The organism is Gammaproteobacteria bacterium, assembly GCA_013696315.1.
Taxonomy (GTDB): Bacteria; Pseudomonadota; Gammaproteobacteria; order JACCYU01; family JACCYU01; genus JACCYU01.
The window spans coordinates 1-15,593 of sequence record JACCYU010000024.1; the positions used below are offsets into that span (position 1 = coordinate 1).

14 protein-coding genes and 1 pseudogene are annotated in these 15,593 nt (G+C 59.8%); 11 read left to right on the forward strand and 4 right to left on the reverse strand.

Annotated features, from left to right (window positions below; genetic code table 11):
* Positions 1 to 362: 362 nt before the first annotated feature.
* Positions 363 to 1,763 (forward strand): hypothetical protein, encoded by a 1,401-nt coding sequence (locus H0V34_01175; GenBank protein MBA2490359.1) that lies wholly within the window; start codon positions 363 to 365, stop codon positions 1,761 to 1,763.
* Positions 1,764 to 2,038: 275 nt separating this feature from the next.
* On the opposite strand, the gene H0V34_01180 is transcribed toward H0V34_01175, so the two are convergent.
* Entirely contained in the window at positions 2,039 to 2,464 is a 426-nt protein-coding gene (locus H0V34_01180; GenBank protein ID MBA2490360.1) for a hypothetical protein, read from the reverse strand.
* Between the two features lie 302 nt (positions 2,465 to 2,766).
* On the opposite strand from H0V34_01180, the gene H0V34_01185 reads away from it, so the two are divergent.
* The 3 genes from H0V34_01185 to H0V34_01195 all read left to right on the forward strand — a co-directional run bounded on the left by H0V34_01185 (position 2,767) and on the right by H0V34_01195 (position 4,795).
* Entirely contained in the window at positions 2,767 to 3,033 is a 267-nt protein-coding gene (locus tag H0V34_01185; protein MBA2490361.1) for a hypothetical protein, read from the forward strand.
* Positions 3,034 to 3,039: 6 nt separating this feature from the next.
* Positions 3,040 to 3,363 (forward strand): hypothetical protein, encoded by a 324-nt coding sequence (locus H0V34_01190; GenBank protein ID MBA2490362.1) that lies wholly within the window; start codon positions 3,040 to 3,042, stop codon positions 3,361 to 3,363.
* A gap of 190 nt (positions 3,364 to 3,553) precedes the next feature.
* On the forward strand, positions 3,554 to 4,795 hold the full coding sequence (locus tag H0V34_01195; protein MBA2490363.1) for an Nramp family divalent metal transporter: 1,242 nt from the start codon (positions 3,554 to 3,556) through the stop codon (positions 4,793 to 4,795).
* A gap of 81 nt (positions 4,796 to 4,876) precedes the next feature.
* On the opposite strand, the gene H0V34_01200 is transcribed toward H0V34_01195, so the two are convergent.
* Positions 4,877 to 6,091, reverse strand: a complete 1,215-nt coding sequence (locus H0V34_01200; GenBank protein MBA2490364.1) for a PHB depolymerase family esterase — start codon at positions 6,089 to 6,091, stop codon at positions 4,877 to 4,879.
* A gap of 133 nt (positions 6,092 to 6,224) precedes the next feature.
* Positions 6,225 to 6,638 (reverse strand): CopG family transcriptional regulator, encoded by a 414-nt coding sequence (locus tag H0V34_01205; GenBank protein MBA2490365.1) that lies wholly within the window; start codon positions 6,636 to 6,638, stop codon positions 6,225 to 6,227.
* 326 nt (positions 6,639 to 6,964) lie between these two features.
* On the opposite strand from H0V34_01205, the gene H0V34_01210 reads away from it, so the two are divergent.
* The 4 genes and pseudogenes from H0V34_01210 to H0V34_01225 all read left to right on the forward strand — a co-directional run bounded on the left by H0V34_01210 (position 6,965) and on the right by H0V34_01225 (position 11,798).
* A complete protein-coding gene (locus H0V34_01210) occupies positions 6,965 to 7,537 on the forward strand; it encodes an NAD(P)H-dependent oxidoreductase (GenBank protein ID MBA2490366.1) in 573 nt (190 codons plus the stop codon).
* 637 nt (positions 7,538 to 8,174) lie between these two features.
* Positions 8,175 to 9,069 (forward strand): annotated as a pseudogene (locus H0V34_01215) (DUF4394 domain-containing protein).
* Between the two features lie 205 nt (positions 9,070 to 9,274).
* Positions 9,275 to 10,702, forward strand: a complete 1,428-nt coding sequence (locus H0V34_01220; protein ID MBA2490367.1) for an autotransporter outer membrane beta-barrel domain-containing protein — start codon at positions 9,275 to 9,277, stop codon at positions 10,700 to 10,702.
* Positions 10,703 to 10,814: 112 nt separating this feature from the next.
* Complete coding sequence (locus H0V34_01225; GenBank protein MBA2490368.1) at positions 10,815 to 11,798, forward strand: sel1 repeat family protein; 984 nt, start codon at positions 10,815 to 10,817, stop codon at positions 11,796 to 11,798.
* Positions 11,799 to 11,834: 36 nt separating this feature from the next.
* On the opposite strand, the gene folP is transcribed toward H0V34_01225, so the two are convergent.
* Positions 11,835 to 12,632, reverse strand: a complete 798-nt coding sequence (gene folP / locus H0V34_01230) for a dihydropteroate synthase (protein MBA2490369.1) — start codon at positions 12,630 to 12,632, stop codon at positions 11,835 to 11,837.
* Positions 12,633 to 12,712: 80 nt separating this feature from the next.
* Here folP and H0V34_01235 point away from each other — a divergent pair, with 80 nt between their 5' ends.
* From H0V34_01235 to H0V34_01245, 3 genes are all read left to right on the forward strand, one after another.
* Entirely contained in the window at positions 12,713 to 13,570 is an 858-nt protein-coding gene (locus tag H0V34_01235; GenBank protein ID MBA2490370.1) for a formate dehydrogenase accessory sulfurtransferase FdhD, read from the forward strand.
* 77 nt (positions 13,571 to 13,647) lie between these two features.
* Entirely contained in the window at positions 13,648 to 14,418 is a 771-nt protein-coding gene (gene yqeC, locus H0V34_01240; GenBank protein MBA2490371.1) for a putative selenium-dependent hydroxylase accessory protein YqeC, read from the forward strand.
* 467 nt (positions 14,419 to 14,885) lie between these two features.
* Positions 14,886 to 15,452, forward strand: a complete 567-nt coding sequence (locus H0V34_01245) for a polymer-forming cytoskeletal protein (GenBank protein MBA2490372.1) — start codon at positions 14,886 to 14,888, stop codon at positions 15,450 to 15,452.
* The last annotated feature ends 141 nt before the right edge of the window (positions 15,453 to 15,593 follow it).

A 15,593-nucleotide genomic window follows, 5' to 3' on the forward strand; every position in this document is an offset into this window, starting at 1 on the left:
GAACCCTGGCGTCCGATGATGTGTCGAATCTTTGATTACGGCGCGGCAATGAGCGGCCGCTGTTCGTATTCGCCGGCCACACCGATCTGGTGCCGAGCGGGCCCGTCGAACAATGCCGTGGGCAGGATTGATTACCACAAACGATAAGCGGCCACTCTGGACTGACAGTCGGTTTTCGCAATCGTAATTGCGGGACATAGAATGCCGTGTGTCGTCGCATTCCCACCGCTCACTGAAACTCCTGCTCTCAAATGGGCGCTTGAGGCGCTTCCCTTGCGGTGCCTGCCTGCACGTGATCCGTCGTTACCCAAGAGTTCACAAACTCCGTCGTTACCCAAGAGTTCACAAACGAGGAGATTTCCGTGAAGTATAGCGTTCAAATTATTCCCATTTTACAAAAATGCGCACCCCTCTGCCTGCTTACTATATTGTCTGCAAGTCTGGTGCTGCCTGCCGCTCAGGCGCAGACTTTCGCCTATGTGACGAATCCGGGCGCCAATACCGTCTCGGTACTCGACACGGCCGAAAAGTCCGTGGTAAAGACGATTCCCGTTGGCATATCTCCGGCGCGCGTGGCCTTAGACGCGAACGGCGCCCGCGCCTATGTCACGAATACGGGTTCCAATTCGGTTTCAGTCATCGACACCGCCACCAATGCCGTGGTGAGGGCGGTCACCGTGGGAGATCGTCCCTCCGCGGTGGCCGTCACGCCGGATGGGGCGGAGGTGTACGTGATGACCGCCGGTGGCCTGGTCGATGTGATCGACACCAGCCGCAATGCCGTAGTGGCATCAATTGCTGCCGGCGCGCCGGCGCAGGGAAGCGGCATCGCCATCACGCGCAATGGAAACCGCGCCTATGTAGCGGCGGGCAATCTGTCGGTGATCGATACCAACACGCATACGGTGGTGAACTCGTTCTCCGTCGGCAATGCGTCTACCGCGGTGGCGATCTCGCGCAACGGCGCCCGCGCCTATATATCAAACGCCTTTGGCAGCGATCCTGATCTCAACAGCCTCGCGGGGACGGTTGCCGTCGTCGACACGGCCAGCAACACCTTGGTAAACACGATACCCTTCATTTCGATGCCGGACTCGATCGCCCTCACTCCGGATGGCGCGCGCGCCTATGTCGCCGGCCCCGCGATCTTTGTCTCCACCGGCTACGCTAGCGGGTTCATCGCGGATCGTTCGATTGGGGTGGTCGACCTGGCCACAGATACCGTGACCAAGCGGATCATTCTGAGCGCTACCCCTTCGGGCATGGCCGTAGACGCGGATGGAAGCCGCGTCTACGTGACGATGCCCAGTGCCAATACAGTGGCCGAGATCGACACGGTCTCAGATACCGTGACGGCAGTAATCGCCGCCGGGGCACGACCCACCGGCCTGGGGATCATGACCAGCAACGTGCCCGAAACAATAGCCGTAATCATGGACATCAGGCCTGGCATTTCCCCTAACCGCATCAGGCCACTCAGCCCGACCGAGGTTATTCCCGTAGCAATCCTGACGACGCGCGCCTTTGATGCCGCCACCGTGAATGCGAAGAGAGTGCGCTTCGGCGCCACTGGGGCCGAGGCCGCTTCAACGCGGACGGCCCGCATAGATGTGGATCTGGATGGGGACGTCGATATGCTACTGCGGTTTAATACCGGCGCCACGGCCATTGCCTGCGGCGCCGCGTCTGCCGCCCTCACGGGCATCACCGTTACCGGCAGGAAGATTGAGGGATCGGCCCCCATCAATACGCCGCGCTGTTGATAGTACGCTCGCCCGCTGGCGTCATGCTTGCGACCGGCATGACCCAGCGGGGAGTGGCAAATGTGGTGCCCGCCCGTCAAGACCGCCTAGTCGCGCCCGCACTACGACCACCGTGTAGCCGCGACTAGGTCAAGCAGCTACCCAGTAATTCAGTAGCGTGTCGTTTCGAACGCATCGAGAAATCCTGACCCCACCCCTTACAGCGCCGGCGGAAAACTTATCTAGCTTTGATCGAGATGACGCAGTGTAAGTACCGGAAAGTCTGTCGCGGACCGCTAGCAAGGTGCTTCGAGCCTGCGGGCTATGAAATTACCGGGCTGCGTAGAGGAACCACTGCTATGAATTACCAGATTTAGAAACTCTCCCGCGAACCGGTCGCTATTAATAAATTGCCCGAAATTCGCGGTCCTGCCCTGGAAACCGAGATCCACTGTCAGGATCTGTGTTCCCACAAACCTGATCCTGTCGCCCTTCTTGAACCAGAAGCCGCTGAAGAATTCGTTGGGATTGGGCATAGGTTCACCGAAAGTGCCGTTCGCGCGAAAGCAGAGTTTGCGGCTGCCGATAACGACGAGACCAGGCTCTTGGAAAGATGTGACTTGCCATAGTCCAACTGGCGAAGCGGCTGCCGCGGAATGTGCGCCCATTGTGCCGAATATCGACACGATTAACGTCAAGACGATCCTGGAAAATCCCGTCATTTAGTTATCCTTATCTCAAGTTGGTCAAGACGGAGTATAGCCTGTTCTCAGGGCCGGCCTTTAACGCAGATCCCTGGCGTTGACGTGTCTCGCCAGCACGCGAATAGTATCCGGGTTGCCCTTGACATCGATCACTACGCCCAATAGCCTGCGACGCCTGTTTCACGTTAAGCGTTAGCAATAACGGTCGCATCGGGTCCCGCGAAATCGGATTGACCACATGTGTTTACCGTGTGTTCCGCTGACCCACAAGGAACCCTCATGCACTTCAAGCGCATGACTTTTCTACAGGCAGGTAATCGATGAATATCCCGGAATCCCTTTTCACACGCGGTCGCCTGTTCCTGGTGATTTTCGTCGCAAGCCTGTGCACAAGCGGCTGTGCGATGCTGCCCATGGCCGCGATTAATTCTGGAGCTGCCGGGGCAGGCATGCAGGCACTGGGGAGTGCCGCCGGAGCGGTGGGCATGGATGCAGTGGGCGACAGCATCGGGGACGCCGTGGATTACATGGGGGGCGGCGACCCAATGGCCGACGTGACGTACTGGACCCGGCCGGCACCGCTGTAGAATATAGTGGAACAGACCTTACAGGACACCGCTTCCTCCTCCCTGGTGGCGATTGAATACAGCGCAAGCTATGAGGCGGATGAGGACTTGTATGTTCTGTCAACATCTAGCGGAAGTGAATTGCGGGTCGTAGTCAGGCAGGATCCGGCGTACAACGATCTTCACGCAACGCAGATGGTCGTGCAAATGGAGACAGCGGGGGACACGTCCGAGAGAAACGAGACCCTGGCGTTCGTGGAAGCGATACAGGCGATCGACAACAGGACTGAGCGTCAGGGAATCGAAGAAATCCGCGGTGAATTCAACTACGTTGACGCGCTCCGTGCGTAGCGAGCCGATGCAACGACGTTACACGTAGAATAATTCGCCTTGCGGTCGTTCCGGCGCACGGGAGCTTGAAGTCTCCGGCTCCACAGAGAGTAGTTTAATTCCAAGGTAGCCGGGCAAACCATATGACTACGGCGCAGTGCGCTGCCTGAAGCCCCAACCCATAACGCGTAAAGCGTAACGCGCAACCACCATGACCGGCAGCGAGCAACCGACCTTGCAACGACGCTGGCGACTCGTCGGGCCTGGCATGGTGGTGGCCGCGACCGGGGTGGGCGCCGGTGATCTGGTTGCGACCCTGGTAGCAGGCAGCGAATTTGGTTATGCGCTGCTGTGGGCCGGGGTCATCGGCTGCGTGGTCAAGATCGCGCTGGCCGAGGCAGTGGGCCGCTGGCATCTGGCCTCGGGAACAACACTCTTCGCCGGCTGGCGCTCGCTCGGGACTTGGACGACCGTCTATTTCGCCATTTATGTGCTGGTGTGGGGATTCGTCTACGGCGCCACCGCGATGACATCCTCGGCGCTACCGCTCGCTGCACTGTTCCCGTCAATCGATCTGAAGATCTGGGCGGTGGTGGCGGGTCTCACGGGGCTCGCACTTGTGGGCTTCGGCCGTTACCAATTGCTGGAAAAGGTCATGACCGCGCTCGTCGGCGTGATGTTTGTGACGGTGGTCGGCGTCGCGGCGTTGACGGTGCCGAACTTCGGCGCGCTTGCACGCGGTCTGGCGCCGAGCGTCCCGGACGGCGCCGTGCTATACACTTTGGGTTTGATCGGCGGCGTCGGCGGTTCGATCACGCTCGCCGCGTACGGTTACTGGATCAACGCCAAGGGCTGGCGCGATGATACATGGATGCGGGTCATGCGGCTGGACAACAGCATCGCCTATGTCATCACCGGCTTGTTCGTGGTGGCGATGCTTATTGTCGGCGCAGAGCTGTTGTTCGCGTCGCAAATCGCGCTTGCCGAAAGCGATGCCGGCCTGCTGGACCTGGAGGCGGTGCTAGAAGCGCGCTACGGGGGAACCGTCGCAAAGCTGTTCCTAGTGGGCTTCTTCGCGACTGCGTACACGTCATTACTGGGCGTCTGGCACGGCGTGAGTCTGATGTTCGCGGACTTTGTTGAGCACCTGCGCGGTCGTGCCGGGGACAATCGAGTGCGCGAGAACAGTCCGGCGTATCTGGCGTATATGCTGTGGCTTACCTTCCCGCCCATGGCGCTCCTGTTCCTCGGCAAGCCGTTCCTGTTGGTGATCGCCTACGGCGCGCTGGGCGCGTTCTTTATGCCGTTTCTCGCCATCACGCTTTTGTGGCTGTTGAATTCGAACCGCACGCCGGCCGCGCATCGCAACGGCATTGTAAGCAACGTTTTGCTCAGCGCGGCCGGCCTGCTGTTCGTGATCCTGTGTGTGCGGGAACTGGTGCGGCTGGTCTGATCCGGAAACCACGGCACCCTTTCGGATACAACGCCGCTGGCTCTGTCGCGGGCCGCAGCGGATTCCATATCCGTATCTGGCCTAATGGCGGGCAAGCCTGGGATGCTCCAGGAAAAAGCGGATCATTTCCTTAGCCGCATCCGGGCCTTTGTGGTCCGTAAACGATCCAGTCGGACTCCCGCCCGACCATGCGTGGCCTGCGCCATGCACCAACCAATGTTCCGCACTGGCGTCTCCGCTGGAATCGCGGTAGACGGTGCGCGTGTAAGCGTGGCCGTTGGCGACTTTCCCTCGCTGCACGGTGACCCGCGCGTTTGTCTGCGATTGCGAATTTGCGCTGCCGTTAGCGGGCTGCGCTTGAGATTGCGCGATCACCTGCTCGCCGTTGCAGGGATTTACGGTGGTATCCCGATCACCGTGGAAAACAATGGTGGGCGCCAGGGGTTGGCTGACGTCAGGCCCGCGGCCCCCGACGTTTTCGGCCCGGACACCTGTCGTATTCCCCGGGCCAGTTCCCGTCCTTTTCCCCTGGCGCAGTGCGGCAAACGCGGATGGCATGTCGTGTGCGGCCGCGTACGGGAGTCCGGAATGCACGCCGGTCGCCGCATAAAGCTCCGGATAAGTGACTCCCATGGTCACCGCCATCGCTCCGCCCGCCGAGAGTCCGGCCACGTACACCCGTCGCGGATCGACCCGATGAGACTTCATGATCTGACGGGTTATGCCGGCGATAATCGAGGGCTCGCCCTGCTCGCGTTGCTGGTCACAAGCGTTGAACCAGTTCCAGCATTTCGACACATTAGCGTCCTGCCCCTGAGCAGGATAAAGCACTAAACATCGCTCTTCTTCGGCAAGCTGATTCATACGCGTGCCGGCGGCGAAGTCGTCGGGACTTTGCGTGCAGCCGTGCAGCATGACCACGAGGGGTAGCGGCTGTTCCCGGTAGCCGCCAGGAACATATAGTTTATAGGCGCGCGTACCCGCGTGATTCGTATAAGATCCCGTGATGAACTGACCGAGAGGCGCCTCGCGAGGCGCCCGCACCGGCTCGGGTTGCGGTCCGGGCGACGTGGGCGTCGCGTGGCGCGCCCGGCTGGATGGAATCGCGCAGCTATCGATGACGTGGAAGACGCCCTCGAAGGGTGCTTTCTCAGGCCGCTCGGCAGGGCCTGTCGTATTGGAGGCTGCCGCATAGCCGCCAAGCGAGCGTTGTATTGCCGCGGTGGCTTCCTGCAGCCGGCCCGCCCGCGTGAGCTGCGTAATTTCGGGTATGGCGGCGAATATATTGTCGTTCATGGGTTTGTGCTCCTGAGGTGAATTGCTGGTAAACAAGCTCGATCAAAGTGCCTGTCGCGCGGCAGACCGGGATCGCCCGTTGCGGATATCCCGGACACCGGCTGCACCGACCCGGCGCGCTGGTCAGGGATGACTAATGAATGCGCTCCGCCAGGGCGGCCTTGACCGCCGGGCTGGCTTGTAGAACGCCGAGCACGAAAATGGAATCAATGGTGGCGCGCGCGAGGTCGGGCGGGACATCGTCAGCAATGCTGGCGAGACCCAACACGTGAATCTGGAGTTTTTCGCCGGCCGCCTGCACGGCTTGGAGGTCCTGGCGCGAGTAGCGTTGCAGACCCAGTATCATGGTCTTGCGAGCGACCGCCTGCTTCACTACCTCCGCGTGCGTTGCCAGCTGATTGCGGATGGCCGTGCGCACCAGGTCGGTGCGGTTGGAATAGAACCCCTCCTGCACCAGCAAATCGATTTGCCCCAAGTCGATAACACCCAGGTTAATCGTAATTTTTTCCGTTTCACCGGCTTTCGCCCGTATGTCATGTACGCTCATTTGCCCTCCTGATAGACTCTGCATGCCATCTGTATGGATGGTATTCTCGACTTGTAGACCCTCCGTGTCAAGCGATATTTCACTCATATGTACGCGAGATGCCGGCCAGGGATCGCTGCCGGCGCAGGCCATCCACGCTGGGCCCACGCCGATGAGCGCGTTATCATCCCCGACAACCGATCTCGCACAGTGACAGAGCCACGCAATCTATTCAGTCTTCCAGGGTCACTCAGGCGATAACCTCAAAATCGGCGGGCCGGCGCAGGCGAGATCACACCATCGAATGCGAAAGCCTCCTCCCCATCACGATCGACAGGAGTTCATTTGTGGATAAATTATTTCTGCCATTACTACTTGGCACCAACCGCCGGCAAAGGCAAAGCGGCCACGTTGCGAACTGGCTATATGGCGAGATGGGCAAGAGAGCGGACCTCGAAACGCGATTTTCTGACGTCGCCGAATTTGAGTTGCCGCGGGATCACTACGGGACCGAAATCAAGGATTCATTTCCCGCCTGGCGTGACGCTATCGTGGGCGCCGACGGGCTGGTGATCGTGGCACCGGAATACAATCATGGCTACCCCGGCGTCATGAAGAGCGTGATCGATCTGCTGCTCGCCGAATATATCCACAAGGCTGTGGCGCTGGTGGGCGTGTCCGCCAGTCCCTGGGGCGGTACGCGCGTGATCGAGGCAATGACACCCATGGTGCGCGAGCTGGGCCTGGTGGTGACATCGGTCGATCTCAATTTTTCCAAGGTGCAGGATAAATTCGACGAGCACGGACAACTACTGGATAACGCCTATCAAGAGCGGGTTGCGGGTTTTCTGAATGAGCTGGTGTGGATGAGCCGCGCATTGAAATGGGGGCGCGATAATCTGCCTACGGATAGCGGCTGACGCGGAGTCGCAGGGCGCTCCGGTCAAACTAGTACAATTTTAGTGCCGCTTTCGGCGGCGCTGCACACGCGGGCCCCGGCACGGCAGGCAATGCACGCTGAAAGTCTTAACCAGAGCCAGGCGTGGTGCGCGGCCGGCGGTCAAAGTCGATTGCGAGCCGCTGGCCGGTCCGCTCGCAATCCGCAAAGGGAATTGTCTCCCACGTAAAGCTTTATTAAATACTTTCGCGGCGCGGTGGCGTACCCAGCAACAGCGCAGAACTGCGATCTTACTTTTTACGCTGTAACTTTTTCCGCTCGCAGATGAGGCTCGCAGCCCGCCATAGCGTGGCGCCACTGTAAGCATCGCTCGTAATTCCCGGTCCGCGCCAGCGCGACAATTTCATTATTTACAGGCGTTGCAGCTTTTTTTGTCGTCACACGTGCGGACGGTGTAACTCACCTGTACATACTTATTACGCCATTATCGATCAGTCCCTTCGACCCACCTCAGCAAAAAATGGGGTAATCACCCGGTTTGTCGCTTGACACGTCATCCAGAATGCGTTCCACTTATGCCTGTGGGAGCTTATTCCCACTACGAGAAACGCAACATCATATCCGTGGGAATGTCCTACGTTAACTACTGGAGGCAAGCCATGTTGAAACTAAACGTATTTTCCGGACCACGCCCTTTTCGCTGGTTTTCGTCCGCACTGCTGGCCGCGTGCATCGCGTTGCCCGCCACCGTTTCGGCAGGTCAGGCCGGTGACGAGGGACGCGGTGAAATCCTTTCGGTCGTCGGGCTGACCCAGGACGGGCGCCTGGTGAGTTTCAAGACAAATGCGCCCGGCCGCAGCAAAGAACTGTCCTTTGTTAGTGGGTTCGTGGGCGCAGATACAGAGCTGATCGGCATTGACTACAGAGTGCAGAACGGTCTGTTGTACGGCGTCGGCAACAAGGGCGGCGTATACGCTGGATCCCAGTAGCGGACAGTTGAATCTGGTCACCAGGCTTACCGTGCGGCTCAATGGAAATGCCTTCGGGGTAGATTTCAATCCGGCCGCCGATGCGCTGCGCGTGGTAAGCAACCGCGGGCAGAACCTGCGTCACCAGTTCTCGGGCCCGACAATGTTCCAGACCGCGGTGGACGGTACGCTGACCTATCCGGCGACCGCCACCACGCCCGAAATCACCGCGCGCGGCATTACCGGCTCGGCATATACCAACAATGATCTGGACGCCACCACGGCGACTACGCTGTTCGGCATAGACACAGTGCTAGATCAGGTCGTAATTCAGTCGCCGGCCAACGCGGGGCTCGTGCAAGCCACCGGCAGCCTTGGCGTCACAGCCGGTCAGTGGGCGGGATTCGATAATTACAGCGAAATTCAAGACGGCCAGACCCAGTTCATTCGGGGCTTCGCATCGCTGCTGCGCATGGGCGGCAGGGAGCCTGCGCTGTACGAAATCGAGCTGCTGACGGGCAAGGCAACGTCGCTCGGCAGATTCAACGCAATGGTCGTCGATATCGCGATCCCGCTGGATCAGTAATCGAGATTTGCTGGCATCTGTGCACCAGTTCGGCACATGGACGTGCCGCTTATTATTACCCGAAGTCACGGCTTCTTGCGTAGTTGAATGCATGGCACACTGTTTGCCGCGCTGTCACTTGCTCCCCTTCGGAACGTAGACAAATCGCCGGCAGAAAAAAACCACCAGAGATAGAACAATGCACTTCTTACCAATAGTTTTGCACTTGTTACAAACCGATGCCGCAGCCGCTGCGCAACGGGCAAAGGACGTTCCCGCGGACGACACGCGCACTTTTCGCATCGCTTCTCCTCCGCACGGCAAACGCGCGGTTATTGCGCTGCCGCTACTAATTGGTGCATCGCTCGCCCCGGCTTACGCGCAGCAATTCAACTTTAGCGCCACACCCGGACTTACCGATACCCAATCCACCCTGGCATCGGCGATGGATAGCGCCTGCAACGCGCTCGCCGCCACGCCGGGCGCCGACCCGGGACAGGTCGATTTGTTCGCGACCTGCAACACCTTGGGCGGTGCGGACCAGGCCACGTTGCAGGACGACCTGGAGATTCTGGCGCCCGATGAGATCGCGACCCTGGGCACCGCGTCGGTTAACGTGTTTAACGCCCAGATTGCCAATGTCGTGCAGCGCCTCGCGGGGGTGCGGGGCAGTGGCGGTGTCGGCGGGACGGGTCTGGCGAGCCTTGGGTTCGACCCCGGCGACTGGATGCTCGCCGCCACATCTACCGACGGGCTGGCGATCGGCAATGGCGAAGATGGCGCCGACGATACGGAACGCCTTGGTGTGTTCGTGAACGGTAGTGGCGGCTCCGGCGACCGGGATGCGACCGTCAATGAGCCTGGGTTCGACTTCGACACACAGGCGGTCACCGCTGGTCTCGATTACCGCGTGCTCGACAACCTCGTGCTCGGCGCGGCGGCAAGCTATACGCGAATCGATTCCGAACTTAACGCCAGTGGCGGTAAAGTGGACGTGGATGGCTACAGCGTGTCGCTGTTCGGTACCTATTTCGAAGGCGCGAGCTTTTACATTGACGGCATCGCCAGCATCGGACGCAACGAATTCGATACGAGCCGCACGGTCGTCTTCGGTGATGTCAATCAGCAGGCGCTGTCCGATCCAAGCAGCGACGAATACGCGGTCGGCATCGGTAGCGGCTATGACTTCAACTTCGATCAGTGGTCGATGGGTCCGTTCGGGCAGTTCAATTACGTGCGCGCTGAGATCGACGCTTTCGAGGAACAGGCCTCTACGCCGGGGGCGCTCGGCGCCGGCTCACTGCTGGCGGTGGATGACCAGACCGTGAAATCCCTGACCACCGCACTGGGCGGGCAGACCTCCTACGCAATCAGCAGTGCGGTGGGTGTGTTCGTGCCGCAGTTACGAGTCGCGTGGGTGCATGAGTACGAGGAAGATAATCAGACCATTTCCGGCGAGTTCATCAACGATCCCACCGACACCGGCTTCGCCGTGCCGACCGATGATCCCGATCGCGATTATTTCACCGCCGCGCTGGGCGTGTCAGGACAGTTTACAAACAACCTCGCCGCTTTCGTACAATACGAACGGCTCGTGGGCCACAGCTATCTCGATGAGAACGTAGTCAACGGCGGCGTGAGGCTTTCGTTCTGACTGGCGGGAGACCCGCGCTGGCGCAACCGCGTCATAAGTATTAGCCCTTGAAGACTTCAATCACGCAAATGTTTACTGGAACATTGACCGGCACGGTCGGAGGAGCTGCGAAATGATTCGCCTTACAAGCACCCCATTAGGACAATCCCGCCACTCACGCTGGCTGATAATCGCCGCGGCGCTCGTCGTGGGCTGTCAAACGCAACGCATCACGGAACTGCCCGCGGATGCGGTGGCAATTTATCCGCAAGTCGCCGACCTGACCTTGCCGGTGAGCTGCCTGCTGCCCGGACAGGTGCGCAGGCTGGGCGGTGAAATCACATACCTGACGCCACGCCGGCCCGTGATCACCAGCGCCAACGATTGCGAGTTACGCGGCGGCGATTATGCTCAGTTCGACCGGGCAGCGTACGAGACGGCGCTACAGGTATGGCTGCAAGAAGCAAGAAGCGGCGATCCGCGCGCGCAGACCTTCGTCGGCGAGATCTATGCACGAGGGCTGGGAACGGAACCGGATTATGAACTCGCTCGCCAGTGGTATCGGAAGGCCGCCGCGCAGAATTTTCCACGCGCCCAGGTGCAGCTTGGCCTGATATATGAAAAAGGTCTTGGCGTGCAACAGGATCGCCTGGCGGCGCTGAACTGGTATCGCGAGGCCGCAGGAGTCAGGAATTTAACGCTGGCAGGCGAAAGCGAAACAGAGAAAACAGATCAGGCATCGTTCAAATCCGTGCCCCCCGTGGGGACACCCGCTCCGGCAGTTCCGCAGGGCCCGACCCTGGAGGTGTATGGCGTCTATGACCCGCAAACCGCTAACACGCCAGCCAAACCGGACGCCGGTGCGCCGGCCACGGCCAACGGCATCGTGGGACGGGTATCAGCGCCGACGGGTGTTTCATCCGTGACCGTCAATGGCCGCGATGTCACGGTGGACGGGCACGGCGCGTTCCGCATCGATATCGTTCCAGAGGACCCATCCCCAATCCAGATCATCGCGACCGACAATCGCGGGCAAAAGGCCAATGTCGAATTTTACGCGAGCCTGAATCAATCCGAAGGCGAGATGGTCACTTATGCGCAGCAGAGCTTGAACTAAAGCATCATTGTTGCTGGCGTTGGGATCAGCACCTCCTCAATCGCACGTTGCATTTCTGACCCCCCAGGCCACGTCGGCGGCCTGACGATTGGCCGCGACATCGTGAACTCTGAAAATGCTGACTCCTGCCATCACCCCCAGTGCGGTGGCCGCGCAGGTCGCGGGCACCAGTTCGGCCGGTATTTGAACGTTCAGCACTGACCCCATGAAACGTTTGCGACTCGCCCCTAGCAGTATTCGATAATCAAGCGCGGCGAACTTCTCAAGATGCGCGATCAAACTCAGATTGTGCTCACGGGTCTTGCCGAATCCCAAGCCGGGATCAAGAATGATCTTTTCACGCAACACGCCGGCGGCCTCGGCAGTCTGCGCGCGCGCTTGCAAAAACACGCTGACATCGGCGACGACATCGGTGTAGCTGGGGTTGTCCTGCATGTTCTCTGGCGTGCCCAGCATGTGCATCAGCACGAGTTCCGCGGAGTGTTCACGCGCCATAGCGAACATCGCCGTATCGTCCCGGCCCGCCGAGATGTCGTTGATGATGCTCGCACCCGCGCGCAGCGCCGCTACGGCCACCTCGCTCAACGTCGTGTCAATGCTTATGCGCACATGCGCGGGCAGCTCGCGATGCAGGCGTTCGATAACGCTCTGCACACGTAGCAGTTGCTCGGGCGCGGGTACGCGCGCGGCCCCGGGCCGTGTGGATTCGCCGCCCACGTCGATGATGTCCGCCCCCTGGACAGCCATCGCCAGCGCTTGGGCGACCGCCGTTTCGACATCGACATAAAGCCCGCCGTCCGAAAAGCTGTCCGGCGTGGCATTGAGGATACCCATGATGGCGGGTCTGTTAGAATTTGCGTTCACCGCAAGTCGGTATCGTTCAGGTATACGTGACCGCCACAGGAATACTTTCAATGCCAGCAGATGTCAAACCCGGATACCGACCCGACTTAACAGCCGCGGGACTCGAACCCGCGCGCGCCACAGTCGCCGTTGACGAGTACGGTCAAGCCCGGGAGCTGGACATCGCCGGCGAATCACCGCTGACCCTGTATGTGGATAAGCGCGAGGTGGTGACACTCATGACACTGGGCACTTACCCCGAAGCGCTGGCAATCGGATATTTAAGAAACCAAGGCATAATCGGTGAGTTGAACCAGATTATGTCAGTGCAGGTGGACTGGGAGACCGAGGCGGCGGCGGTAATCACTCGCGACGGCATCGAAGGCGTGGATGAGAAGCTCGCGAACCGCACGGTGACCACCGGTTGCGGGCAAGGCACCGTGCTCGGCAGCATCATGGATCAATTGAATCGTATCGAGCTGCCCGGACGCGTGCTCACGCAGTCCACCGTCTACCATCTGCTGAAAGAGCTCAACGCCTACAACGACGTATACAAGCGCGCTGGCGCGGTGCACGGTTGCGCGCTGTGTTCCGAAACGGAGATTCTGAAATTCGTGGAGGATGTCGGCCGGCACAACGCGGTGGACGCGATCGCGGGCATGATGTGGCTGGACGGAATCGACGGCGGCGACAAGATTTTCTATACCACCGGGCGGCTGACTTCCGAGATGGTCATCAAGGTCGCGCAGATGGGCATACCGGTTTTGCTGTCGCGCTCCGGCATCACCCGGATGGGTCTGGATCTGGCGCACAAGACAGGCGTGATCATGATCGGGCGCGCCAAGGGCAAACACTTTTTGATTTTCAACGGTCACGAGTCGATTCGGTTCGACGCGATGCCACCGCCAAGACCCTCGCGCGCCGCTTGAGTATAATCCGTGTCGAGGAAACGCTTATGGTCATCAAGGGTTGGCGCACCGCGTGATCTCAAGAACCATAAATCGGGATGATCCCACACCGACCTCATGCCAATCTGGTCGAGGCGCTATGCGCGACACGCGGGATCATCTGTGTGGTTGGCGCCGGCGGCAAGAAGACGACACTTTATCGGCTGGCGGCGGAACACGGCGGCCGCGTAGGCATTACTTCCACGGTCGTTATACCGCCCTTTCCCGACACGCTGACAGGCGTCCGGGTCATTGCGGAGGAAAGCTGTCTTACGCCGGCCGTAATTGAGGCGGCACGCCACGCGCGCACGGTCGCCTTTGCTATGCCGATGGTTAAACACGAACGTCTGGGCGCCGTTGCGCCCGCCCAAATCACGCAGATCCACACCAGTGCTCATTTCGATATCACCCTGGTCAAGTGCGATGGCGCGCGCGGACGCTTGATCAAGGCCCCCGGCCCGGAAGAGCCCGTGATCCCGGCCGGCACGACCACGGTTATTCCGTTAGTATCCGCGCGCGTAATCGGCAAACGGCTCTCAGAACGCATCGCACATCGCGTCGCTCAAATCACCGCCGTCACCGGCGCTCGTCCCGGAGACATAATTACCCCCATGCACGTAGCCCGCTTGCTGGCGAGCACGGACGGCGCGCTCAAAAACGTGAGCGAGGCATCCGTCGTACCGGTAATCAACATGGTCGACAACCGGATGCTGGATGCCGCGGCGCGAGAGGTCGCGGAGATCGCACTGGATTTATGCGACCCGATTCAGCGCGTCGTGCTCACCCGCATGCGGCTGCCTGAGCCGGTCATAGAAATTGTTGTGAGATAATTAGCTTGCGCGGCCGGCGCCAGATGCTGAACATTTACCGCCGGTTCACCTGCGACCTTGGTCAGGCATTGTCCCGGTACGAAGCGCGCCTGCAAGGGCGGCGGGACGTTCGAACTCGCGCCAACCACAAGACTACGGAAAACTTTGAGGAAACGGTAATTCCGCGGTTCCTCTTGCGCGGCCTTCGTCCATGCAAAGCGGATATTGCCGGCCCATCATCACTCGCGTCCAGTTACGGCAAGATGTCGGTCTTTTGCTACCGCTGGCCCCACCGCCAGGTTTGGCTCACTGACTTCGCCCGCCGGCTTTGCCATACTCGATTTACGGTTTACAGGTAGTGCCGCGGCTTACTGCCAAGGGGCGCCACTGTGGGGCTGAGCGGCAGGAACTTTGTGTTCATCAGCTCAATTGATGTGCATTTGGCCTTTACCCGGGCTCATTTTCCTAACGTCCAAGGAGCGACCCCGATGTTCAAGAGATCCGACAATACCGTTAATTTTGGCTCGACGGTCGCAGATTGCGGCGAATCTAAGCAGGCCAGTACTGAACCGGTGACCACCGAGACAGCTTCTTCAAAGTCTGCGGGCGCTGACCGACGGTCGCTGCCGGCCGTGATCGGCGCCAGCATTCGCATCCAGGGCGAACTTTCCGGCGATGAGGACTTGGTCATACAGGGACATGTCGAAGGCTCCATCGAACTGAAAAAGAACAATCTGACCGTCGGCGCGCAAGGGTCGCTCAAGGCCAGCTGCCGTGCAAGAATTATCACGGTGGAAGGCAAGGTTGAAGGTGATCTGTATGGCGACGAGCGCATCGTTATCAAGCTATCCGGAGATGTCCGCGGCAACATTGTCGCGCCCCGCGTCAGTCTTGAAGACGGCGCCAAGTTCAAGGGCAGCATCGATATGGAACCCAAGCACGCCAAGAGTGGCGCCAGTTCAGACAGGCCGGCTGAAGCGATCACGCATAACAGTACCGCAAAAACCGGCAAGGAAAGCTCGCTTACCAACGCGCCACACGTCAAATCGGCATAGTGCCTACCTGATAATCAATCTGCATTGCAATCCGCATCCGGAAGAGGGACAGATATACTCAGGTGCAAGTCGGTCTGGATTAGCGCCCGCCTTGCACTTGGAATCCATCGCGACGCTTGGCGGTTGTTTGGCTGAAGTCCA